The 20,580-nt window shown below is 70.0% G+C and carries 18 protein-coding genes and 1 pseudogene; 7 read left to right on the top strand and 12 right to left on the bottom strand.

Going from position 1 to position 20,580, the window contains the following annotated elements:
* Nucleotides 1-46: 46 nt before the first annotated feature.
* Complete coding sequence (locus tag E2651_RS01830; RefSeq protein WP_135329164.1) at nt 47-829, bottom strand: ABC transporter ATP-binding protein; 783 nt, start codon at nt 827-829, stop codon at nt 47-49.
* Nucleotides 802-1,689, bottom strand: a complete 888-nt coding sequence (locus tag E2651_RS01835; protein ID WP_135329165.1) for an ABC transporter permease — start codon at nt 1,687-1,689, stop codon at nt 802-804. Before E2651_RS01835 ends, E2651_RS01830 begins: the two co-directional genes overlap by 28 nt.
* A gap of 335 nt (nt 1,690-2,024) precedes the next feature.
* Between E2651_RS01835 and E2651_RS01840 the strand changes: the two genes are divergently transcribed.
* On the top strand, nt 2,025-2,447 hold the full coding sequence (locus E2651_RS01840) for a YjbQ family protein (protein WP_135329166.1): 423 nt from the start codon (nt 2,025-2,027) through the stop codon (nt 2,445-2,447).
* A 49-nt stretch (nt 2,448-2,496) separates the two neighbouring features.
* Here E2651_RS01840 and E2651_RS01845 read toward each other — a convergent pair whose 3' ends face one another.
* Nucleotides 2,497-3,738 carry an MFS transporter gene (locus tag E2651_RS01845; RefSeq protein WP_135329167.1) on the bottom strand — a complete coding sequence of 414 codons (1,242 nt, stop codon included), beginning with the start codon at nt 3,736-3,738 and terminating at the stop codon, nt 2,497-2,499.
* 98 nt (nt 3,739-3,836) lie between these two features.
* Between E2651_RS01845 and E2651_RS01850 the strand changes: the two genes are divergently transcribed.
* Together E2651_RS01850 and E2651_RS01855 are read left to right on the top strand one after the other, a co-directional pair.
* On the top strand, nt 3,837-4,922 hold the full coding sequence (locus E2651_RS01850; protein ID WP_135329168.1) for a helix-turn-helix domain-containing protein: 1,086 nt from the start codon (nt 3,837-3,839) through the stop codon (nt 4,920-4,922).
* Nucleotides 4,923-5,062: 140 nt separating this feature from the next.
* Nucleotides 5,063-5,860, top strand: coding sequence for a VOC family protein (locus E2651_RS01855; RefSeq protein ID WP_135329169.1), 798 nt, complete (start codon nt 5,063-5,065; stop codon nt 5,858-5,860).
* Between the two features lie 224 nt (nt 5,861-6,084).
* Here the strand turns inward: E2651_RS01855 and E2651_RS01860 are convergent.
* Nucleotides 6,085-6,333 (bottom strand): annotated as a pseudogene (locus E2651_RS01860) (phosphoketolase); the annotation flags it as partial.
* A gap of 275 nt (nt 6,334-6,608) precedes the next feature.
* On the opposite strand from E2651_RS01860, the gene E2651_RS01865 reads away from it, so the two are divergent.
* Complete coding sequence (locus tag E2651_RS01865; RefSeq protein WP_135329170.1) at nt 6,609-8,654, top strand: discoidin domain-containing protein; 2,046 nt, start codon at nt 6,609-6,611, stop codon at nt 8,652-8,654.
* A gap of 5 nt (nt 8,655-8,659) precedes the next feature.
* On the opposite strand, the gene E2651_RS01870 is transcribed toward E2651_RS01865, so the two are convergent.
* Nucleotides 8,660-9,253 (bottom strand): TetR family transcriptional regulator, encoded by a 594-nt coding sequence (locus E2651_RS01870; RefSeq protein ID WP_135329171.1) that lies wholly within the window; start codon nt 9,251-9,253, stop codon nt 8,660-8,662.
* Nucleotides 9,254-9,495: 242 nt separating this feature from the next.
* On the opposite strand from E2651_RS01870, the gene E2651_RS01875 reads away from it, so the two are divergent.
* Nucleotides 9,496-10,998 (top strand): hypothetical protein, encoded by a 1,503-nt coding sequence (locus E2651_RS01875; RefSeq protein WP_245238502.1) that lies wholly within the window; start codon nt 9,496-9,498, stop codon nt 10,996-10,998.
* Between the two features lie 17 nt (nt 10,999-11,015).
* On the opposite strand, the gene E2651_RS01880 is transcribed toward E2651_RS01875, so the two are convergent.
* Complete coding sequence (locus E2651_RS01880; protein WP_245238503.1) at nt 11,016-11,450, bottom strand: MarR family transcriptional regulator; 435 nt, start codon at nt 11,448-11,450, stop codon at nt 11,016-11,018.
* A gap of 115 nt (nt 11,451-11,565) precedes the next feature.
* Between E2651_RS01880 and E2651_RS01885 the strand changes: the two genes are divergently transcribed.
* Nucleotides 11,566-12,693, top strand: a complete 1,128-nt coding sequence (locus E2651_RS01885) for an NADH:flavin oxidoreductase (RefSeq protein ID WP_135329172.1) — start codon at nt 11,566-11,568, stop codon at nt 12,691-12,693.
* A gap of 53 nt (nt 12,694-12,746) precedes the next feature.
* Here E2651_RS01885 and E2651_RS01890 read toward each other — a convergent pair whose 3' ends face one another.
* Complete coding sequence (locus E2651_RS01890) at nt 12,747-14,210, bottom strand: NCS2 family permease (protein ID WP_135329173.1); 1,464 nt, start codon at nt 14,208-14,210, stop codon at nt 12,747-12,749.
* 344 nt (nt 14,211-14,554) lie between these two features.
* On the opposite strand from E2651_RS01890, the gene E2651_RS01895 reads away from it, so the two are divergent.
* Complete coding sequence (locus E2651_RS01895) at nt 14,555-15,250, top strand: helix-turn-helix transcriptional regulator (RefSeq protein WP_135329174.1); 696 nt, start codon at nt 14,555-14,557, stop codon at nt 15,248-15,250.
* Between the two features lie 23 nt (nt 15,251-15,273).
* Here E2651_RS01895 and E2651_RS01900 read toward each other — a convergent pair whose 3' ends face one another.
* The 5 genes from E2651_RS01900 to E2651_RS01920 form a co-directional block, all read right to left on the bottom strand.
* Nucleotides 15,274-16,122: a hypothetical protein gene (locus E2651_RS01900; protein ID WP_135329175.1), complete on the bottom strand. Its 849-nt coding sequence runs from the start codon at nt 16,120-16,122 to the stop codon at nt 15,274-15,276.
* Between the two features lie 56 nt (nt 16,123-16,178).
* Nucleotides 16,179-17,138 (bottom strand): alpha/beta hydrolase, encoded by a 960-nt coding sequence (locus E2651_RS01905; protein ID WP_135329176.1) that lies wholly within the window; start codon nt 17,136-17,138, stop codon nt 16,179-16,181.
* Nucleotides 17,139-17,219: 81 nt separating this feature from the next.
* Nucleotides 17,220-18,434 (bottom strand): MFS transporter, encoded by a 1,215-nt coding sequence (locus tag E2651_RS01910; RefSeq protein ID WP_245238504.1) that lies wholly within the window; start codon nt 18,432-18,434, stop codon nt 17,220-17,222.
* Between the two features lie 149 nt (nt 18,435-18,583).
* On the bottom strand, nt 18,584-19,687 hold the full coding sequence (locus tag E2651_RS01915) for a CapA family protein (RefSeq protein ID WP_280922753.1): 1,104 nt from the start codon (nt 19,685-19,687) through the stop codon (nt 18,584-18,586).
* Nucleotides 19,688-19,729: 42 nt separating this feature from the next.
* Nucleotides 19,730-20,476 carry a PP2C family serine/threonine-protein phosphatase gene (locus tag E2651_RS01920; protein ID WP_135329244.1) on the bottom strand — a complete coding sequence of 249 codons (747 nt, stop codon included), beginning with the start codon at nt 20,474-20,476 and terminating at the stop codon, nt 19,730-19,732.
* Nucleotides 20,477-20,580 lie beyond the last annotated feature (104 nt).

The raw sequence follows: 20,580 nt of genomic DNA on the forward strand, positions 1-20,580 counted from the left end.
GTGCAGGTGCAGGTGCAGGTGCAGGTGCCGGGGGAGGGGATGGGCCTTACGCGGCAGCGCCGGAGGCCGAGTGCGCGGTGGTCTCCTCGACGCCGAGACGCCGCAGCAGTTCGGCGCGCAGCTCGGCGAAGCGGGGATCGGAGATGCCGCGCGGCCGGTCCAGATCGATCTGTGTCTCGTACGCGATGACTCCCTCGTCCATGACGAGCACCCGGTCGGCGAGGAGCACCGCTTCCTCGACGTCGTGCGTGACGAGGAGCACGGCGCACCCGCGCCGCTGCCACAGCTCGTCGACGAGCCGCTGGGCCTTGATGCGGGTGAGGGCGTCGAGCGCGCCGAACGGCTCGTCGAGCAGCAGCAGATCGGGTTCGCGCACCAGGGCACGGGCCAGCGAGGCACGCTGGGCCTCACCGCCGGAGAGCGTCTTGGGCCAGGCGTTCGTACGATGCTTGAGGCCGACCTCCTCCAACGCCCGCTCGGCGACGCCCCGTTCGGGCTTGCCCTGCAGGCCGAGCAGTACGTTGCGCCAGACGCGCTTCCACGGCATGAGGCGCGGCGCCTGGAACGCGACGGCCTTGCGGCGCGGTACAAGGACCGTGCCCTCGATGTCGCGGTCGAGCCCGGCGAGGATCCTCAGCAGGGTCGACTTGCCGCAGCCGCTGCGCCCGAGCAGCGCCACGAACTCGCCGGGCTTCACGTCGAGTTCGAGCCGGTCGATGACGGCGCGCCCGTCGAAGGAGCGGGTCAGCCCTTCGACGCGTACGGCCGAAGTGGCCTGGGCTGTCGCGGCCGCGGCAGGAGTCACCGGCCGGTGAACGTCGGTCGCCATTGCAGCAGCAGCCTTTCGAGGGTGCGGACGATGAAGTCGGCGACGAGGCCGAGGAAGGCGTAGACGATCAGGCAGACCACGATCACGTCGGTCCGCAGGAAGTCACGCGCCTGGACCATCAGGAAGCCGATCCCGGAGTCAGCGTTGATCTGCTCGGCGAAGACGAGGGCGAGCCAGGCGATGCCGAGGGAGTAGCGCAGACCGGTCATCGCACCCGGCAGCGCGCCCGGCAGGATCACATGCCGCACGAGCCCCCACCGCGAGAGCCCCAGCGACTCCCCGGCCTCGATGAGTTGCGAGTCGACCCCGCGAATCCCGGCGTACACATTCAGATACAGCGGGAAGGAGACACCCAGCGTGATGATGGCGATCTTGGGCGCCTCGCCGATGCCGAACCAGATGATGAACAGCGGGATGAGCCCGACGAACGGCACGGTGCGCAGCATCTGCACACTGGCGTCGACGAGATCCTCGCCGATGCGGAAGAGCCCCGAGACGAGCGCGAGCGCGGCCCCCACGACGGTGCCGAGCAGCAGTCCCACCGCGACGCGCTGCAGGGACACTCCCATGGCGGAGGCCAGCGATCCGTCGGCGATGAGGTCACGGGCGACGCCGGCGATGGTCCCGGGTGAGGCGAGGATGTCTTTGGTCAACACCCCTGTGGAGCTGAGGAGTTGCCAGAGCGCGAGCAGCGCGAGCGGGCCGGAGGTGCGGCGCAGCCAGCGGGGGACGCGGGTGCGGCGGGTGGATGAGGGGACGATGGGGACGAGTTCGGGGGCGGTCGGCGGTGTGTCCTGGGCAGACTTGGATATTTCCGAAATGTCTGGTGGTGAATCCGGCGGGGCATGACTGATGCTCATGGGTGCTCCACGGCAGGAGGGAGAGAGGTGCCCGATGCCCGAAAGGCCTACGCGAGGGACGGTGAATTCAACCGCACGCAAGCAGCAGGGCAGAGAGGGCGAAGAAGGCGGCGAAGAAGCGCGAAGAATGCAAAGCGGGCTGAGGGAACGTCAGCAGCCGGGACGACACGCAGCAGAAGCCACCCGCAGCAGGTCGATGTGACCGCGCGTGGTGAGCAGAGCTGAACGCAACATGCCGCAGAACGTAGCGAGATCATTCACGTACGGTCAACGCCGTCTCGAAAGGCGGACGCCGCGTATCAGTGAATGGGAGTGAGGTGAGGGAGGATGGGCCCATGTCCGACGCTTTCACCACCCATGTCCTGAACATCAACACCGGCTCGGCCGAGACGGTCTTCGACCTCACCGGCGACTGCGAGCGCTTCCTGCGCGTGGCGGCGGCGGGCCGCGACGGCCTCCTCAACGTCTTCGTCCCCCACGCGACCGCGGGCATCGCGATCCTGGAAACGGGCGCGGGCAGCGACAGCGACCTCCTGGCCGCGCTGCACGCCCTGCTGCCGGCCGACGACCGCTGGCAGCACCGCCACGGCAGCCCCGGCCATGGCCGCGACCACGTCCTGCCGGCGCTGGTGGCGCCGCACGCGACGCTGCCCGTGATCGGGGGGCAGCTGGAGTTGGGGACGTGGCAGTCGGTGTGTCTGGTGGATACGAACCGGGACAACGCCGACCGTCAGGTGCGGTTGAGCTTCCTGGGCTGACCGAGATCGCTTCCCAGGGTGTGGCCGCCATTTCTCCGTACAACCTGGCTCACGAGCCTGCTCGCGCCCGGTGGCAGCAACCGCTGAGCCGCGTTCCTTGATCCTTCTCGGTGGCGACGGCGGAGGCGGAGAGGAGCGTCGCAGCGGCGAGGCTGCCCCAGAGGGCGGCCGAGCCGTGGGGTGCGAGAGCGGTGATGACCGCCGGGGAGACGGCGAGGCCGAAGCCCGTGGAGAGCTCGAAGCGGGCGAGCGTGCGTCCCAGGACATGGGCAGGGGCGAGGGCGGTGACGAGCGCGGTGGCGCTGCCGGCATAGATGATCTCGCCGATAGTGCAGACCACGGACACGGTGGCGACAGCCGGGGCACCCCAACCGTGTCCCAGTGAGGTGGCCGCGAGGAAGCCGAGGTAGGACGCGGTGAGTACCACGCCGGCGAAAGCGAGCACGGTCCGCCGGGAGAAGCGGGACATCAGGACGGTGACCGGAACCTGCAGGGTGACCACAAGCACCGTGTTGGCCACGAAGATGACTGCCGACCACACGGGGGAGGCGTGCAACTGTGTCACCAGGACCAACGGGAGCGCGATCTCGGGGACGTTGAGGCAGAAGGCGTAGACCACGTTCGCGGCCAGCAGCGCGCGCATCCGGGGTGCGGGCCCGTCGTCGCCGTCCTTGGCCGGGGCAGTGGCCGGACGCGCGTGTAGGTGGACCGACCACGCCAAGGCCGCCGCAGTGAGATAGGCGAGCCCGGTGACGGCTGCCAGCGCCTGCAATGCGGTGGTGCCGCCCGCCAGGCATGCGGTGGCGAGGAGCGCGCCCGCGCCCATGCCGGCGTTGCGCAGGGCGCGGCCTCCCGCGAGAGCGGTGTCGCGTTCCCGGCCGTGGGCCACCGTGGCCACGAGAGCTGCGTGGGCGGCCGGCCATGCCTGGTTGCCGATGCCGAGGAAGAGCGCCGCCGTCGCGAACAGCCAGACGTGCCCTGCCGGGGTGGCAAGCAGCAGCGCCACGCCAAGCACCCGCACCAGCATCGACGCTGCCACGACTGTGCTGCGGGCGCCCCGGTCCAGCCATCGGCCCACCGCGGGCATGCACACCAGACCCATGACGACGCCGACCGTCATGGCGATGCCGGTGGCCGGCGCGGACAGCCTCAGCACCGTCACCCCGTAGAGCAGCAGAAAGGGCCGCAGCAGGCCGGTGCCGAGCGCGTCCACGGCCAGGGCGACGGCATAGCGGGGGCCTCCGGAGGCACGGACGAGGGCACGGGGCTGGATCTTGGTGGTGGTTGCCATGGCGCAACGGTGCGTTCAGCCGCCGGGCCGGCCACGTCAGTTGACGGACACCGTCAACCGACGCCGTCGCAGGCCATCCGGTCAGGGATGCTGAGGGGATGACGTTGAGGATCGACATCAGCGGCCTGCCGTCCGAGCGACTGCGGTTCGCCGCCTCCCCGCTGGCCGAGCTGACCGCGATGCTGCACGTGCTGGCCGAACCCGGGCATCATCCGCAGTTCGCCGACTGGGCCGGGGATGTCTGGGCCGGGCTGCGGCCGGAGCTGGCCGAGCGGTTGCGGGAGGCGGAGTTCCTCTGGCGTTGCTCACAAGCCGACTTCCTGATCCCCGCCCGACCCCGGCCGACCCTCGCCGAGGAGTTGGACGACGTGGACCGGATCGACGACGAAACGTATGTGACCGCCGCGCTCGTCACCACGTGCGGCAGCAACCGGGTCCACTTCGCCGCGTCGTCGCCACTCACCGACGCGACCGCGCGCGAGCGGGCCCTGGACCTGGCCCAGGCTCGTGGCGCGCGGCAAGAGGCCTTCGCCGAACGGCTGCTCGCGGACCCGGCCGCTGTGAGGGCTCGGGTGCGCCACACCCTCGAACAGTGCGCCGAGGCCTTCTTCGACGCCGCCTGGGCGGGCGTCGCCGTGGAGCTCGCCACCGACCTGCGCCTGAAGAACGACCTGCTGAAGCGCCAGGGCATCGGGGCGGCACTCGCATCGGTCTCCGGCGCGGTCGCCCTGGCACCGGACGGCGACTGCATCATCGTGGACAAGCTGCTGGACAAGGCGACCGTCGCCCATGGCACCGGGGTCACCTTCATCCCCAGTGTCTTCGGCCGCCCGCACCTGGTGGCGGTCCACGCGCGCGAGTGGCAGCCGGTGGTGCAGTACCCCGTGGCCGAGCCGAGTCCATCAGAGCCGGTATCGCTGGAAGCGGTCACACTACGGCTGGAGGCACTCGCACATCCGGTACGGCTGCGGCTGCTGCGCACCCTGGCCCGCGGCCCGCACACCACCGGTGAACTGGCCCACGCCTGGGAACTCTCATCCTCGGAGGTTTCCCGCCACCTCGCTGTCCTGCGCCGCGCGGGCCTGCTCACGGCCCGACGGCACGGTCGTTACGTCCGGCACACCCTCAATCGGCCCGATCTGACGACGCTGGGGGCCGACCTGCTGGCGGCCGTACTGCGCTGAGTGGCTTCGGTCTGCCGGAACGCGGGCGACCGCCGCCTTCGCGGCATCGTCCGAGCCGGCAGGCCGCCGGGCGGTCGACGCGCGACTGTCAGTGGCGGGTGCCAGGCTGGTGCCACACAGGACCTGCGAAGGGAATCGCCGTGATCACTACTGACCTCGCTTCCGGCTCCCCCTGTTGGCTCGACCTCGGTGCCCCGGACGTCCGGTCCGCCGCGGCCTTCTACGGCGCGGTGCTCGGCTGGGAGTACGAGTCCATGGGCGAGTCGGCGGACATGGATGGCGGGATGTTCAAGAAGGACGGCAAGACCGTCGCCGGGCTCGGCAAGCTCACCGAGGAGGGAGCGCGCTCGGCCTGGATGATCTACTACACCGTCGCCGACGCGGACGCCACGACTCAGGCCGTGGAGCGCGCGGGCGGCACGGTGCGGGTGGCGCCGCGGGACCTCGACGACTGGGGTCGGATGGCGCAGTACAGCGACCCGCTGGGGAGCCAGTTCGCCGTCTGGCAGCCGGGGAAGAACGCGGGCTTCGAGCTGGCGGACGAGCCGGGCTCGCTGTCCTGGACCGAGCTGTACACGAGCGACGCCGCGGCCGCCAAGGTGTTCTACGGCGGTGTCTTCGGCTGGCAGTTCAGCGATATGGAGCTGCCGGGCGGCGGTGGCACGTACACCCTCATCACGCCCGCCGGGCTTCCCGATGAGCGCATGCAGGGCGGCCTGATGCGGCTCCGCACAGAGGACCTCGCGCTGGCGGGCGGGCGGCCGTACTGGCACCCGGTCTTCGCTGTCGCCGACTGCGACGCCGCGGTCGCGAAGGTCACCGAGAACGGAGGGAGCGTGCAGATGGGACCGGCGGACGCGGAGGGCGTCGGCCGCCTGGCCGTCTGTCTTGACCCGTCGAACGCGGACTTCGTGGTGCTCACCCCGGCCCGGAGCTGAGCCGACTGTCCGCCGGAGCGGATGGGACCGGGCACGCTGCACATCAGCGTGCCCGCCTCCCACCGCTCACCGATCGGCATCGAACGGCCGGGGCTGTGCTGTCTCCGTCGAGCCGATGCGGCGGCCGAGGACGGCTCTCGGGTGAGCCGTCGATGCCGACGGTGATGGTCTGCTGCGGAGGCAGGGTGCGCACCTCCGCGGTGCGGTCGGGGTGCCGGCCGGGTCCAGGTCCAGGCGGCGACCTCCGGGAGGTCGGTGCCGTGTTCGCGGATCCAGGTGTGGTGGCGGGTGCGGGTGTCGGCCATCACGGGCGGACGGGGGCGGTGCGGACGGCGAGACCGGGGGCGCGGTCGATGACGTTCATGACGAGGCGGCTCCGGTCGAGGTCGTTGCGTACGACCATGTCGAACGGCGTGGTCGTGGTGCCCGCCTCCTTGTAGCCGCGTACGGGCGAGGTGGGGGTGACCGGTGCGGCAGTATCAGCCGACAGGCCCGGAGATGGCTCTCGGCGATCCAGGGCGCCACCGCGGCGGACTGAACTCCAGTTCGTGGCGCATTCAGGGGCCGCCTCGCACCTGACAGCAGGGCGCGTGAGAGGGCTCTCCTTCAGCCGGCAGGCCTGACGATGTGTCAAATAGGTCATCCGTCCCGGACTCTTGACTGGTTGTCAGGGTCGCGCCATCCTCGACGGGACCTACGCGCGAGTAAGTTAGCGCGCGCCCATCCCGGACAGCGAAGGTAGCCCCGGATGACCCTCCTCCGCAGACGCGGACTCTTTGCCGCTGTCGTCACCCTCCTGCTGGCGTTCACCGTCGGCTCCCCACCGGCCGTGGGCGCCGACACCCCCTGGTGGGAGCCCACGGCGCGGCCCGCCGCCGATGCGCAGATCAACGTCACCGGCGAACCCTTCAGCGGCACGGACAGCAAGGGCCGGGTCCGCGGATTCGTCGACGGGCACAATCACCTGATGTCCAACGAGGGCTTCGGCGGCCGCATCATCTGCGGCAAGGCGTTCTCCACCGAGGGCATCGCCGATGCCCTCAAGGACTGCCCCGAGCACTATCCCGACGGCTCGCTCGCCCTCTTCGAGAACGTCACCGGCGGTGCGGACGGCCACCACGACCCGGTGGGCTGGCCGACGTTCAAGGACTGGCCCGCGCACAACTCCCTCAGCCACCAGCAGAATTACTACGCATGGCTGGAGCGCGCCTGGCGCGGCGGCCAGCGGATCCTGGTCAACGACCTGGTGTCCAACGGCCTGTTGTGCTCGATCTACGTCAGGGACCGCGGCTGCGACGAGATGGACGCCATCCGCCTCGAAGCCCGTAAGACCTACGAGATGCAGGACTACATCGACAAGATCTACGGCGGAAAGGGCAAGGGCTTCTTCCGTATCGTCACCGACTCCAGCCAGGCCCGCCAGGTCGCCGCGGAGGGCAAGCTCGCCGTGGTACTCGGCGTCGAGACCTCGGAGCCCTTCGGCTGCAAGCAGATCCTCGGCGTACCTCAGTGCAGCCAGGCCGACATCGACAGCGGTCTGGACGAGCTGCACAAGCTGGGTGTGCGCAGCATGTTCCTGTGCCACAAGTTCGACAACGCGCTCTGCGGGGTGCGGATGGACTCGGGCACCATCGGAACGGCCGTGAACATCGGCCAGTTCCTCTCCACCGGCACCTTCTGGCGTACGGAGAAGTGCAGCGGTCCGCAGCACGACAACCCCTCCGGCAACGCGGCTGCCCCTGCCGAGGTGAGCAAACTGCTCCCCGCCGGCACCAAGGTCCCCGCGTACGACAGCGACGCGCAGTGCAACACCCGCGGGCTGACCCGCCTCGGCGAGTACGCGGTCAAGGGGATGATGAAGCGCAACATGATGCTCGAGGTCGACCACATGAGCGTCAAAGCCGCCGACCGGGCCCTGGACATGCTGGAGTCGGCGGACTACCCCGGCGCGCTCTCCAGTCACAGCTGGATGGACGACGGCTGGCTGGAGCGGGTCTACCGTCTCGGCGGCTTCAAGTCCTCGTACATGTCCAGCGCCGACAGCTTCGCCAAGGAGTCCGCGGGGACCAAGCCGCTGCGCGAGAAGTACGGCGTCGGACTCGGCTACGGCACCGACATGAACGGCGTCGGCGGCTGGCCGGGACCGGTCGGACCCGACGCCCCCAACGCGGTCAAGTACCCCTTCCGCAGCGCCGACGGCGGCTCCGTCGTCGACCGGCAGCGCACCGGCGACCGCACCTGGGACTTCAACACCGACGGTGCGGCCCAGGTCGGCATGGTGCCCGACTGGCTCGAGCAGATGCGGCTCAGCGGCGGCAAGGACACGGTGGAGGATCTGCTCGGCGGCGCGGAGTCCTATCTCCGCACGTGGAAGGCGACCGAAGGCCACAAGCCCGCGCCCAACCTCGCGGCCGACGCCGCGGCGAGCGCCAGTGACACGGAGTGGAACCCGTTCACCAGCTACGCCGCAGGCAAGGCCGTGGACGGCGACACCGGCACGCGATGGGCGAGCGGCTGGTCGGACGACCAGTGGCTGCGGCTCGATCTGGGCGGCTCCCGTACGGTCGGCAAGGTCTCCCTCGACTGGGAGAAGGCCTCCGCACGGGCCTACCGGATCGAGGTCTCGGATGACGGGAGCACGTGGCGGACCGTGTGGTCCACGGACACCGCGGACGGAGGCCTGGACAACGCGGTGTTCAGTCCGGTGCAGGCGCGTTACGTCCGTATCCACGGCGTGACTCGGGCCACCAAGTACGGCTATTCCATCAATGAGGCAGCGGTCTACAGCCGCTGACCTGGTTACTCCCGTACGAGCGTCAGGATCTGGTCCGCCACGATGTCCAGTACGTCGCCCGCCTTCTCCTCGTCGCCAAGGACGAGGAAGTTGAGGGTGAGCCCGTCGGTCAGCGCGGCCAGATACCTGGCGGCCGCGGGTTCGGGCACCGCCAGCTCCACGCCGAGGACCGCGGGGAGCTGGCGGATCACCTTGGTGTGGGCCGCGACATAGCGCTCGTACTGCCGCCGGGCGAGATGCTCGTAGCCGGGCTCCCGCAGGGCGTACTGGGTGAGCTCGTACGTCAGCATGTGCTCTCCGGGATTGGCCAGCACATGGTCCCAGTACGCCTGGAGCCCGGCGCGGATCGTCTCGCGCAGGGTGGGTCTGCGGATGAGCGTGGTGAGGACGTCCGACTCGGAGTGCTCGGAGATGGTGTCCATCACCGCTTCGAGCAACTCCTGCTTGGAGTCGAAGCAGTAGTGGAAGACGCTCAGCGAGACGCCCGCCTCCGCCACGACGGACCGTGTCGTGGTCTTCGCGACGCCGTCGCGGGCCATCACCCGGATCGCGGCCTCGACCAGTTGCCTGCGCCGCTGCGCCGACGGCATTCGCCCCATCGCCCCTCCTCCCCTGACCGGCGCAAGCATACGTCGCAGGGGGCGCGGCGCAGCGGGAGCCGCTGAGTACTGACTTTCCATCAGGCGCCCTGCGGCGGGCTGCTCCGGATGGTCGACCTCTGCCCTGCGCCCGCTGGCAGCGCGGGATAATTTGTCATCGTTTTTACCGATTTGCATCCCTCCGTCTTGCGCTCTGCGAGGAGGCGGAGGGACCTACTGCGTGTAGGGGTGAAAGGTAGGCGATGGTCAAGCCCTTGAACGTCCCGCTCGTCGAAGCGGAGCGCCACGGCCCGAGGCGGGCCGTCCGCACGTCGCGACGTACCGGAGACCGGCGCTGGCCGGCGGTCGTGGCGGCCGGATTCGTGCTGGCCCAACTGGTCCTCGTGCGGCCCGGGATGGGCCTCGGCTGGGACGAGGCGGTGTACGTCAGCCAGGTCAGTGGCCATGCTCCGGCGGCGTTCTTCAGCGCGCCCCGCGCCCGGGGGATCTCACTCCTTGTCGCGCCGATCGCCTCCTGGTCGTCGTCCACCGAACTCCTGCGGATCTATCTCGCCCTGCTGTCCGGCCTCGGCCTGTTCCTGGCGCTGCGCGCCTGGCGCGGCCTGTTCCCCGTGCGGGTGGTGGCCCTCGGCGGCGCCTTGTTCGCGACTCTCTGGGTGACCGTCTTCTACGGCCCGGAGGTCATGCCCAACTACTGGGTCGCGATCGGCGCCCTGGCGGGCGTGGGCTGTCTCCTGCGGGCCCAGGCGGACCGCTCCGACCGGGCCGCGCTGTGGGGCGTGGGCGCGAGCACGGCGCTGCTGGCGTGGATGCGGCCCACCGACGCGGTCTGGGTGACCCTCCCCCTCTTCGCTCTGCTGCTCTGCGTCCGCCGATGGCGGCGGCCACGGCCGCTGGCGGCGCTCGTCGTGGGTCTTGCGACCGGGGCTGTCGGGTGGATCGTCGAGGCGTACGTCAGTTTCGGCGGGCTGAGCGCGCGGCTCGCCGACGCGTCCCGGATCCAGGGCGGTCTCGGCTGGAACATCGCCGTCGGTGATCAGTTGCGCAGCCTGCGCGGTCAGACGCTGTGCCGGCCGTGCACCGGTGCGATCCCGGGCCCGGAGCTGATCGCGTGGTGGTTCGCCCTGCCGCTGCTCGCCGCGATCGGCCTCGCGGTCGCGGTCAGATCCCGGCGCACCACGCGCACGCTCCTGCCGCTGGCCTGCGCCACGACGGCGAGCATCCCGTACCTGTTCATGATCGGCTACGCCGCGCCGCGCTTCCTGCTGCCCTTCTACGCGCTGCTCGCCATCCCGGTCGCCGACGCCCTCACCCACCTGGTCACCACCGCACGCCCGGCATGGCGGCCGGTGGCCGTGACGCTGGCGGCGCTCGCCCTCGCCGGGCATCTGGCCGTGCAGTACGCGGTGCTGGAGGACGCCGTGGCCCGCTCCACCGCCGCCCGCCGCGACTGGGCCCGCACGGCATCGGAGCTCCACCGTCTCGGCGTACGACCGCCATGCGTACTGACCGGGTCCGAGGCCCTCCCGATCGCCTTCTACGCCGGGTGCTCCTCCGCCCAGACGCACGGCCACAACGCCAGCACCACCCGGGCGGACCTCCTGCGGACCGCACAGCACACGCCGACGGCCACGCTCGCCGCGGCGGAGGACGACCCGCCGGAGCACGCCCGCGACTGGCCGTCCCACCGGTTCGGCGATCTACGCATCCATGTGAGCCCATCGGCCGGCCTGATCCAGCACTGAGGCACCGCCACCTTCGTTCAGGCGGCGGGCGGGGAGAGGAACACGCGTTCCAGCAGGGTGTGCAGCGTGGCGCGGTCCTCCTCGGTGAGGCGGTCCAGGCCCTCCTGCGTGGCGTGCATCTTGGCGCGGATCGCGTCCGTGGCGCGTTCGCCCTCGGTGGTGAGGACGACGTTCTTGACGCGGCGGTCGGAGGGGCTGGGTTCGCGGCGGACCAGGCCGCGCTTCTCGAGGCGGTCGATGATCCCGGTCATGTTGGACGCGTCGCAGGTCAGGCTGTCGGCCAGGGAGCGCATCGCCGCGGGACCGCGGCGTAGCACGGACAGTGCCTTGCCCTGGCTCGCCGTGAGGTTCTCGCTCGCCGCCGCGAGCGTGAAGTCGCCGTAGTAGGCGCCGAGCGACAGCGAGAGCAGCTCCATGAGCTGGGCCGTGTCGGCGCGGGGAGAGCCTGTCATGAGGGTCACTTTACCTCGAGAAACTTGACGATCTTAAATATCGGCGTTTACCGTCTAGGCGTTGCTTGAGTTTATCAAGCATCTAAGTTGTCAAGTTTCCACGAGGAGCACCACCGTGACCGTCACTACGTCCTCGGCCTCCCGCGCGGCCGAGATCCTGTCCCGGCCCGTCGCGCTGAACGGCTTGACCGTCCCGAACCGGATCGCGATGGCGCCGATGACGCGCATGTTCTCCCCGGGCGGCGTTCCGGGCGAGGACGTGCGGTCGTACTACGCCCGTCGCGCCGCCGCGGGCGTGGGCCTGATCGTCACCGAGGGAACGTACGTCGGGCACGATTCGGCCGGGCAGAGTGACCGTGTGCCGCGGTTCCACGGTGAGGAGCAGCTGGCCGGCTGGGCGAAGGTCGCCGAGGACGTTCACGCGGCGGGCGGCACGATCGTCCCGCAGCTGTGGCACATCGGCATGGTGCGCAAGCAGGGCGAGGCGCCCTACCCCGACGCGCCCGCCGTCGGCCCCTCCGGCATCCGCGTCGACGGCACCGAGGGCACCGGCAAGGCGATGACCCGGAGCGACCTGGACGACGTCATCGGCGCCTTCGTCGAGGCCGCCGCGGCCGCCGAGCGCATCGGCTTCGACGGCGTCGAGCTGCACGGCGCCCACGGCTATCTCCTCGACCAGTTCCTGTGGGAGAGGACCAACCGTCGTACCGATGCCTACGGCGGCGACTCCGTGGCCCGCACGAATTTCGCGGCGGAGATCGTGGCTGCGGTCCGCGAGACCGTCTCGCCCGAGTTCCCGGTGATCTTCCGCTACTCGCAGTGGAAGCAGGAGGCCTACGACGCGCGGCTCGCCGAGACGCCGGAGGAGCTGGAAGCGATTCTGGCCCCGCTCGCCGCGGCGGGTGTCGACGCCTTCCACGCCTCCACGCGCCGCTACTGGCTCCCGGAGTTCGATGACTCGGACCTCAACCTGGCGGGCTGGACCAAGAAGCTCACCGGCAGGCCCACCATCACCGTCGGCTCGGTCGGCCTCGACGGCGACTTCATCCGGGCGTTCGCGGGCGAGGGCGCCGCGCTCGGCAGCATCGACAACCTCCTCGACCGCATGGAGCGCGACGAGTTCGACATGGTCGCCGTCGGCCGCGCCCTGCTCCAGGACCCGGAGTGGGCGGCGAAGGTCCTGGGGGACCGGACCGCGGAGCTGAAGGCGTACGACGCGGCGGCGCTGAAGACGCTGAGCTAGCGCGGCAGCGACGGATGATGCGGGCCCAGGGATGAACCCTGGGCCCGCATCCGTCACTTGACGCCGAGGAGCTGCTCAATCGGGTCGATGGCGAAGTAGACGACGAACAGCAGGGACACACCCCACAGCAGCCAGTGCACCTCGCGGGCCTTGCCGAGCGCGGTCTTGATGATGACGTACGCGAGGAAACCGGCGCCGATGCCGTTGGTGATGGAGTACGTGAACGGCATGACGGCGATGGTCAGGAACGCCGGGATCGCGATGTCGTAGCGGTCCCAGTCGATGTGCTTGACCTGCGTCATCATCAGGAAGCCGACGGCGACGAGGGCGGGGGCCGCCGCCTGCAGGGGCACGATCGTCAGTACCGGCGTGAGGAAGAGGGCGAGCGCGAACAGGCCGCCGGTGAACAGGTTGGCGAAGCCGGTGCGGGCGCCTTCGCCGACGCCCGCCGCCGATTCGATGTACGTGGTCGCGGAGGAGGCCGACGCGGCACCGCCCGCCACCGCCGCCGCACCGTCGATGAGCAGAACCCGCCCCAGACCCGGGACCTGGCCCCGCTCGTCGAGCAGATCGGCCTCCGCCGTGACACCGACGACCGTGCCCATGGTGTCGAAGAAGTCGGACAGGATGAGCGTGAAGACGAGCAGCAGTACGGTGACGACGCTGACCTGACCGAACGCGCCGAAGACGTCGAACTTGCCGAGCAGCCCGAAGTCGGGGCTGTCCACGAGGGAGTCCGGCAACGCGGGCGTGGTCAGGCCCCACGTCTTGATGTCGGCGGCCTTGTTCAGGACCAGGGCCAGGACGGTCGTCACGACGATGCTGATGAGGATCGCGCCCTTGGCCTTGCGGGCGAGCAGCACGAAGGTCATCACGAGCCCGATGCAGAACACGAGCATCGGCCAGCCGGTGAGGTTGCCGGTGCCCAGCTGCACCGGCACGGTGGTGTTCGCGGCGTCCGGAATGCGGGTGACGAACCCGGCGTCGACAAAGCCGATGAACGCGATGAACAGGCCGATGCCGACGCTGATGGCCTGTTTGAGCGGCTGCGGGATGGCATGCATGACCGCCTCGCGCAGTCCGGTCAGGACCAGCACGCAGATGATGAGGCCTTCGAGGACGATCAGCCCCATGGCGTCGTCCCACGTCATGATCGGGGCGAGCTGGAAGGCGACGACGGCGTTGAGGCCGAGTCCGGCCGCGAGCGCGAGCGGCAGGTTGCCGCCGATGCCCATGATCACCGTCATGACGGCGGCCACGAGCGCGGTGGCCGTGACGAGCTGCGCCGGGTCGAGCTGGGCGCCGGTCTTGTCCTTGGCTGCGCTCAGGATGATCGGGTTGAGCACGAGGATGTACGCCATCGTGAAGAACGTGGCGAATCCACCACGTATCTCCCGGCCGTAGGTCGACCCGCGTTCACTGATGCGGAAGAAGCGGTCGAGCGGGCCACTGGGGACACGTGGCCCTCCGGATGCCGGGAACGCGTCGTGCGTCGCGCCGGTCGCGCTGTGTTTCATCAACTCTCCAGGATCTGCGCATGACTTGGGGGCGCATGGAGCGTGCGCGGGTGAACGCATCCGGAATCAGAGGACTGTTGGGGGAACGTCCGAAACCGTCGTCGGCGGCGTGATGCGCGAACGCACATGCGAAGCGTTGTGGATCATACGGACGGAAGGTCGGCTATGCGCGCCAGAACGGCCCGAACGGGCAATGGTTGCAAGGACGTTATGGAGGTTCTGCGGCTTCACCCCGCGCCTGCTGGACGTATGCACAGAAAACCTGTCTGGATCTATGCACGAAAAGTGGGGTCTGGCGAACGCACAGTAGCCAAATCGATCATCTGTCTCTATTATCCCGGGCTGTGCCTGGTCCCCCCTCCCATGACGCGCCCCCGCCCTTCGACGCCGGCGCCGCGCGCCGCATCCGCGACTCCCTCGGCATGGCTCCCGGCCACGTCGCGCACGGCATGCGTGCCTCGTTCGGCATGGGTCACATCACCCCCGACACGATCACTGCCTGGGAGCGCGGCGTGGCCGCGCCCAACCCGAGCGAACTCGCCGCGCTCGCGGCCGTGTTGTGGTGCGAGCCGACCCAGCTCATCGGTACGCCCCGTGCGTTGAGGGAGCACCGGCTGATCCGCGGCTACGCCGCCGTCGATGTCGCCCGCGCGGTCGGCATGGATACCGCCGAGTACGAGACCGCCGAGCGCACGGGCGTCTGGACGGGCGACGCGCGCCAGTCGGGAGCGCTCGCGTCCGTGCTCGGCCTCTCGGTACGCGACCGGCTGACCGTCACGGGCGGGAACGCCCGCCTCGCCGAACTGCTCGGTGAGGCGGTCGGCACCCGCTGGCAGGCTCACGCGAAAGCCCTCGCGAAACTGACCGGCATCGACCGCCGGACGCTCGAAGCCCCGCTGCGCTTGATGCACCAGGAGTACCAGAACCTGATGACCGCGACCCTGAGCCGGGGGATGGTCGGCAACGCCGCGTCCGGCGAGCAGGGCCGGGCCTATCTGGAGCAGATCATCGACCGCTTCTGGTCACTGTTGAACATGTGACGGCGCCCCGCGGTGAACCAGCGTTACATCTGCCGCTCGGCCATGCGCGAGCGCGGAAAGCTCACGGCGAAACCCACGATCGGGACATTGAAGGACTCGACCGCGGAGGGCGGCGGGACGATCGGGTAGATCAGCAGGAGAGGCTGGTCGGGGCGGCGGACCGCGCGGACGGCAGCCCCGGTGGGGTGGCTGGGCATCGGTGCCTTGTCCGCCTCGCCTCGCCACCGGTCGGCCGCTCGCGCGCGTGTCGCCGCGAGGGCGGCGGCGTACTGGTCCTCGTCGAGATCCGTGCTCTCGTCGGCGGGGCTGTAGAGGCGGCGCACTTTCAGGATGCCCTCCTCGGCGGTCCGGTCGGACGCGCTGCTACGGGTCACCGGACCAATGGGATGCCCCGCGATGTCGGCCGTCTGCGTGGCCGCCATGGAACTCACCAGCCGTACGGTCCACTTGCCGAGCTCCCCGGCCTCCACGCACAGCCGTACGTATTCGGCCACGAGCCCGGGGTGTGTCCACCTGGCATTTGAGGCCGGCGCATACGGATCGAGGAATCCGTCGGTAACCACGTGGGGAGGCACGTCCTTCCACACCACGCTTCCGTTGCGGGAAATGACGGCGCCCGGACAGAAGGCGTCGAGAGAGCGAACGCAGTGTTCCAGCATCCGGAAGTTACGTTGTAGTACGTCTTGAGAAAGTCCGAAGCGATTTGTCTCCACGGCCTGTCCGGAGAAGCTGGGGACGGACTGCCCGTGAGCTCCGCGTAGTTGGCCGAACGTGCGGGGAACGGCGCCGTAGGTCATCGTGGCAAACGGAGTGGTGTAGAGGCGGCAGAGGTCTTCGTATCCGACGTCTTCCAGGCCGTCGAGCAGGCCCATGGCGGGACACTCTGGTGCGATCACGAGGAGGTGACGCGACGGGATGTGCGGGGGCCTCATGTCGTCGCGGCCGCCTCGAGCGCCTCGATGACCGGGCCCGCCACCCCGGGGGCGGCAAGGTACTTGGCCGCCGGGTGCACCCACAGTCCGTCGGAGTCGACCCGCCTGCTCACCGGGAGGACCGCGGCGGCGTTCCGGTCGACGCACTTCTCCAGTTGGGGCCGGCCGACGATGAAGTCGTCGCGGTCCCAGAAGTTCAGCCAGCCGCCGACAGCGGCAGGAACGCTCAAGGGCTGTGGGCGCATGCGGGACCGCACCGCGGTGCGCATGCCGATGGGCGATCCGAGGGTGACAAGGAGCGGCACGGACCCCGCGTGGTCGTGGAGCGCCTCGAACGCGACCACCGTACCCAGCGAATGCGCCACGACGACGGTGGGGCCCGAGGGGTCGAGCTCGCGGGTGACACGCTCGCGGATGCGCTGGTCGAGGCCGAGCCCCGCCCGGTCCGGTGCCGCTCGGGTCAGATAGCGCCTGACCTGGCCGAGTTGGTGGACCATCAGCCGGTCGCTCGCCCATCCACCGAGCTTGCGCAGGCCCGGCATCGCCAGCAAGGTGTTCGCGGCGTTCAGCGCCTGCCGCAGGACATCGCCGGCACCTTGCTGATCGCCCTCGGGTGCCAGCTGCGTTCTGGCCCGCAGCAACACGCGTGCCTCGTACGCGTCTTCCGCTTCGGCCATGTGCTCGTCGACCGCCTCGAGCATCAGGGCGACCAGGGACGCCGCGTGGGAGGCGTCGTCATACGAAGTCGTCGTCCCCTGGGCCTGGTCATCGGTGAACAGGTCGCCGTAATAGGCGAATCGCACGTCCACCGCGCCGCCGTGCAGAAGATGCGGTGCCCGTCGGGAATGTCCGGCGGCCCGTGCGCCGTCAGTCAGCGCCCGCAGCCACTCGCCGAGCTCGGCGGCGGTGTCGCGCGGTCCCCCGACCCCGTGAACGAACACCAGACGCGTAGTCATTGATCCCGGGCCCCCACTTGCCTCCCCCAGCCCCTTTGCCGGGCGACAACCGAGCATATCTTGAGGGTTGTTGACGGAGGGTCATGCTGAGGCGCGGACGCTTTCCCACGCCGAGACGGCGACGGCTCCGGCGGACAGGGCCGCGCCCAGGACGCAGACTCCGGGCCAGCCCGCTGTCGCCCAGACGACGGAGGCGAGCGCGGAGCCGATGGCGCCGCCGAGGAAGAGGCCTGTCGAGAAGGCCGAGTTGATGCGGTTGCGGGCTTCGGGGCGCAGGGCGAACAGGATGGTCTGGCTGCTGTTCAGGACGGCCTGCTGGCCGATGTTCAGGGCGATGACACCTGCCGCGAGCCAGGCCAGGGAACGCTCTCCCGCGAACAGGATCAGCCAGCCGGTGAGCAGCAGGGCGGTCGCGCAGCCGGTCACCTTCCGGGCGTGGCCGCGGTCGCTGAGGCGCGCCGCGAACGTCATCGCCAGCACGCCCACGGCGCCGACCAGGCCGAACAAGCCGATGGAGGACGCGGACCAGCGGAACGGAGCACCGGCCAACAGGAAGGTGAGCGCGGTGAGTTGGGCGCTGTAGGAGGCGAGGGAGAGGCCGCCGAGCAGGGCGCGGCGGCGCAGCAACGGCTCATTGCGCAGCAGGGAGAGGGTGGAGCGCAGCAGCGCCGGGTAGCGCAGTTCGGCGGTGGCCGTGAGATGCGGCAGGCGGCGGTGGAGGGTGACGGCGGCGCCCGCCATGAGGACGGCGAGTACCCAGTACGCGGTGCGCCAGCCGCCCAGTTCGGACAGGCCGCCCGCAGCGGTGCGGGCCAGCAGGCCGCCGAGCAGGACGCCCGACATGACGGTGGCGACGGTGCGTCCCCGCGTCTGAGCGGTGGCGAGGGCGGCGGCGTGTGCGACGACTACCTGGGCGCCGACGGAGGTGATGGCCGCGAGGACGGTGCCGGCCAGGAGGACCGGGCCGCTGGGCGCGAGGGCCGAGACGGTGAGGAAGAGCGCGGTGGCCAGGAACAGGGTCACCGCGAGGCGGCGCCGGTCGATGACGTCACCCAGCGGCACGAGCAGCAGCAGGCCGAGTGCGTACCCGGCCTGCGATGCGGTGACGACGAGGCCCGCAAGGACGCTGCCGAGGTGCAGGTCGTGGGAGATGAGGTCGAGGAGCGGCTGGGCTATGTAATTGCCCGCGCAGGACAGGCCGGTGGCGACGGCCATGAGCAGCAGCAGGCCCCGGGGTGGGCCGGTGTGCTCCTCCGGAGCCGCGGTGCCGAGGCGGTGAAGTCCCGTCTGTGTCATGGCAGTCAGCCTGCGGCCACCCCCATTGATGAGTCCAACACATCCTTGTCATGCGAACGATCGCGCAGCGCGATGGATGGCATGGAGCCGGACACGGTGCTCACCGGCGGCGGGCGCGTTCCTGGAGTCGATCGCGAGCTGACCGGGCGTCAGGCCGCCCAGGGCGACATGGAGATGTGCCCCGAGTCGGTGGCGACGCAGGGGCGGAACCCCGAGGCGAGCCGGTCAAGGAGCGAGCGCACCCACCGGGAGTCCTCCGGCGAGACGTGGCACAGACGCATGCGCCGGGCCTGCAGTGGGACGATGCGCAGCTCGTTGAGTCTGCCCGTGCCGGGTTCGAGCGAGGCGAGGAAGAGAAGCCGCAGGTCGTCGCGGTACTGCTCGTACCCCGTGATGCCTTCGTAGTCATTGATGAAATCGCCGCAGCCGTACAGGACGAGCTTGCCCTGATACGTCTCCAGAGGGCGAGGGTGGTGTGAGGAGTGGCCGTGCACGACATCCGCTCCGGCGTCGATCAGGGCATGTGCGAAGGCGACTTGGTCCCGGGGCACGCGGTAGCCCCAGTTGGAACCCCAGTGGACCGAGACCATCGCGATGTCGCCAGGACGCTTCATCCGCCGTACGCGGTAGGCCACTTCGGCCGCGGCGACATCGGAAGGACCGGCCACGAAGCTCACCCCGCCACGGTCTTCGGTCGCCGCCCAGTTGCGCGGAACGCCGCTGGACGGCATGCCGAAGGAGAAGACCAGGAGCCGGTGGGTCCCGCCGTCGAGCGGGACGATCGCCGGGTGGCTCGCCGCGGCGGCGTCCCGGCCCGCGCCGGCCGTCCGCAGCCGTGCGTCGGCCAGTGAGTCGAGCGTCTCCGTCAGGCCGCGGCGGCCGAAGTCCAGCACGTGGTTGTTGGCCAGGACGCAGACGTCGGGCCGGGCGGCCGACAGACAGGGGAGGTTGGCGGGATGCATCCGGTAGTGGATGTCCTTGCCGGGCGCGAACGAGCCGCTCCGCGTGACGCTGGTCTCCAGGTTGATGACGCGGGCGTCGGGCGCGGCCGCGTCGAGGACCTCCAGCGCGTCCCCCCAGGGCCACGAGAAGTCGACCGGACAGGGAATGGACCCGTTCACCGCCTCCGCCAGGGCTACGTACCCGTTGGCGTCCCGCACATATCTCTCGCGCAGCTTTGGGTCGCCGGGGTGCGGCAGTATCTGGTCCACGCCACGGCCGAGCATGACGTCGCCGCAGAAGAACAGCGTGATCACACGGGCTCTCCCTGGGGTGTCGTGGGGTCGATGAGTCGGTCAATCGGCGATGCCGATCAACGCGAGGGTGATGTTGTCGGGGCCGCCGGCCTCGATGGCGGACTTCCACAGTCCGAAGGCCGCCCGTCCGCCGTCGTGGGCCCGCAGCACCTCGTCGATCGCGTCCTCGGGCACGGGGTCGGTCAGGCCGTCGCTGCACACCAGATAGCGTCCCCCGGTGCTGAGGGGTGCCGTGCTGATGTGCGGCTCGATCGCGGTGAACCGCGGAGCGCCGCCGAGCGACTGCGTGACGATCGACGTGGTGCGCCGGCCGGGTTCCAGTGGCGGGCTGTCGTCGACGCTCATCCGGTGGAGCGACGTACGGCTGCTGCTCACGTCGATCACTCTGCTGTCACCGACGTTGAACACCAGCAGTTCCGTCGGGAGGACCACGACCCCGGCGACCGTCGTCCCCATGGTGGTCAGCTCCGGGTCGCGGTCGGCCGCCGCGTACACGGAGTGATTGCAGGCGTGCAGTGCGTCGCGCACGGCTTGCCCGCTGTCCAGGGTGGGTCCGATCGAGGCCAGGTGCCGGACGACGAGGCTGCTGGCGACCTCGCCGGCCGGCTGGCCGCCGATGCCGTCGGCGACCGCGACGACGAGCGGCGTACCGAGCGGGAACCCCAGCGTCTGCGGGTTCTCGGTATCGGTTCCGCACAGCGTCCATGGCCCGACAGCGAGACTGTCCTCGTTGTGGTCGCGCATCAGCCCCGGATGGCTCAGGGCGGTGACCGTCACGTACGGCATCTCCATGCCGCCTCTCCGCTTAGGGCGGGCGCGTTCCGCACCTTCATTGTCGCCTCTCCGGTTGCGGAATGCCGCGGACAGAGATAGGCCGAAGACACGGATGT

Source organism: Streptomyces sp. MZ04 (assembly GCF_004684775.1).
Taxonomy (GTDB): Bacteria; Actinomycetota; Actinomycetes; order Streptomycetales; family Streptomycetaceae; genus Streptomyces.

What these genes read in the sequence shown, in the direction of transcription:
- E2651_RS01830 (WP_135329164.1), bottom strand. Translation starts at nt 829, where the DNA reads ATGGCGACCGACGTTCACCGGCCGGTGACTCCTGCCGCGGCCGCGACA.
- E2651_RS01835 (WP_135329165.1), bottom strand. Translation starts at nt 1,689, where the DNA reads ATGAGCATCAGTCATGCCCCGCCGGATTCACCACCAGACATTTCGGAA.
- E2651_RS01840 (WP_135329166.1), top strand. Translation starts at nt 2,025, where the DNA reads ATGTCCGACGCTTTCACCACCCATGTCCTGAACATCAACACCGGCTCG.
- E2651_RS01845 (WP_135329167.1), bottom strand. Translation starts at nt 3,738, where the DNA reads ATGGCAACCACCACCAAGATCCAGCCCCGTGCCCTCGTCCGTGCCTCC.
- E2651_RS01850 (WP_135329168.1), top strand. Translation starts at nt 3,837, where the DNA reads ATGACGTTGAGGATCGACATCAGCGGCCTGCCGTCCGAGCGACTGCGG.
- E2651_RS01865 (WP_135329170.1), top strand. Translation starts at nt 6,609, where the DNA reads ATGACCCTCCTCCGCAGACGCGGACTCTTTGCCGCTGTCGTCACCCTC.
- E2651_RS01870 (WP_135329171.1), bottom strand. Translation starts at nt 9,253, where the DNA reads ATGGGGCGAATGCCGTCGGCGCAGCGGCGCAGGCAACTGGTCGAGGCC.
- E2651_RS01875 (WP_245238502.1), top strand. Translation starts at nt 9,496, where the DNA reads ATGGTCAAGCCCTTGAACGTCCCGCTCGTCGAAGCGGAGCGCCACGGC.
- E2651_RS01880 (WP_245238503.1), bottom strand. Translation starts at nt 11,450, where the DNA reads ATGACAGGCTCTCCCCGCGCCGACACGGCCCAGCTCATGGAGCTGCTC.
- E2651_RS01890 (WP_135329173.1), bottom strand. Translation starts at nt 14,210, where the DNA reads ATGAAACACAGCGCGACCGGCGCGACGCACGACGCGTTCCCGGCATCC.
- E2651_RS01900 (WP_135329175.1), bottom strand. Translation starts at nt 16,122, where the DNA reads ATGGGCCTGCTCGACGGCCTGGAAGACGTCGGATACGAAGACCTCTGC.
- E2651_RS01905 (WP_135329176.1), bottom strand. Translation starts at nt 17,138, where the DNA reads ATGACTACGCGTCTGGTGTTCGTTCACGGGGTCGGGGGACCGCGCGAC.
- E2651_RS01910 (WP_245238504.1), bottom strand. Translation starts at nt 18,434, where the DNA reads ATGACACAGACGGGACTTCACCGCCTCGGCACCGCGGCTCCGGAGGAG.
- E2651_RS01920 (WP_135329244.1), bottom strand. Translation starts at nt 20,476, where the DNA reads ATGCCGTACGTGACGGTCACCGCCCTGAGCCATCCGGGGCTGATGCGC.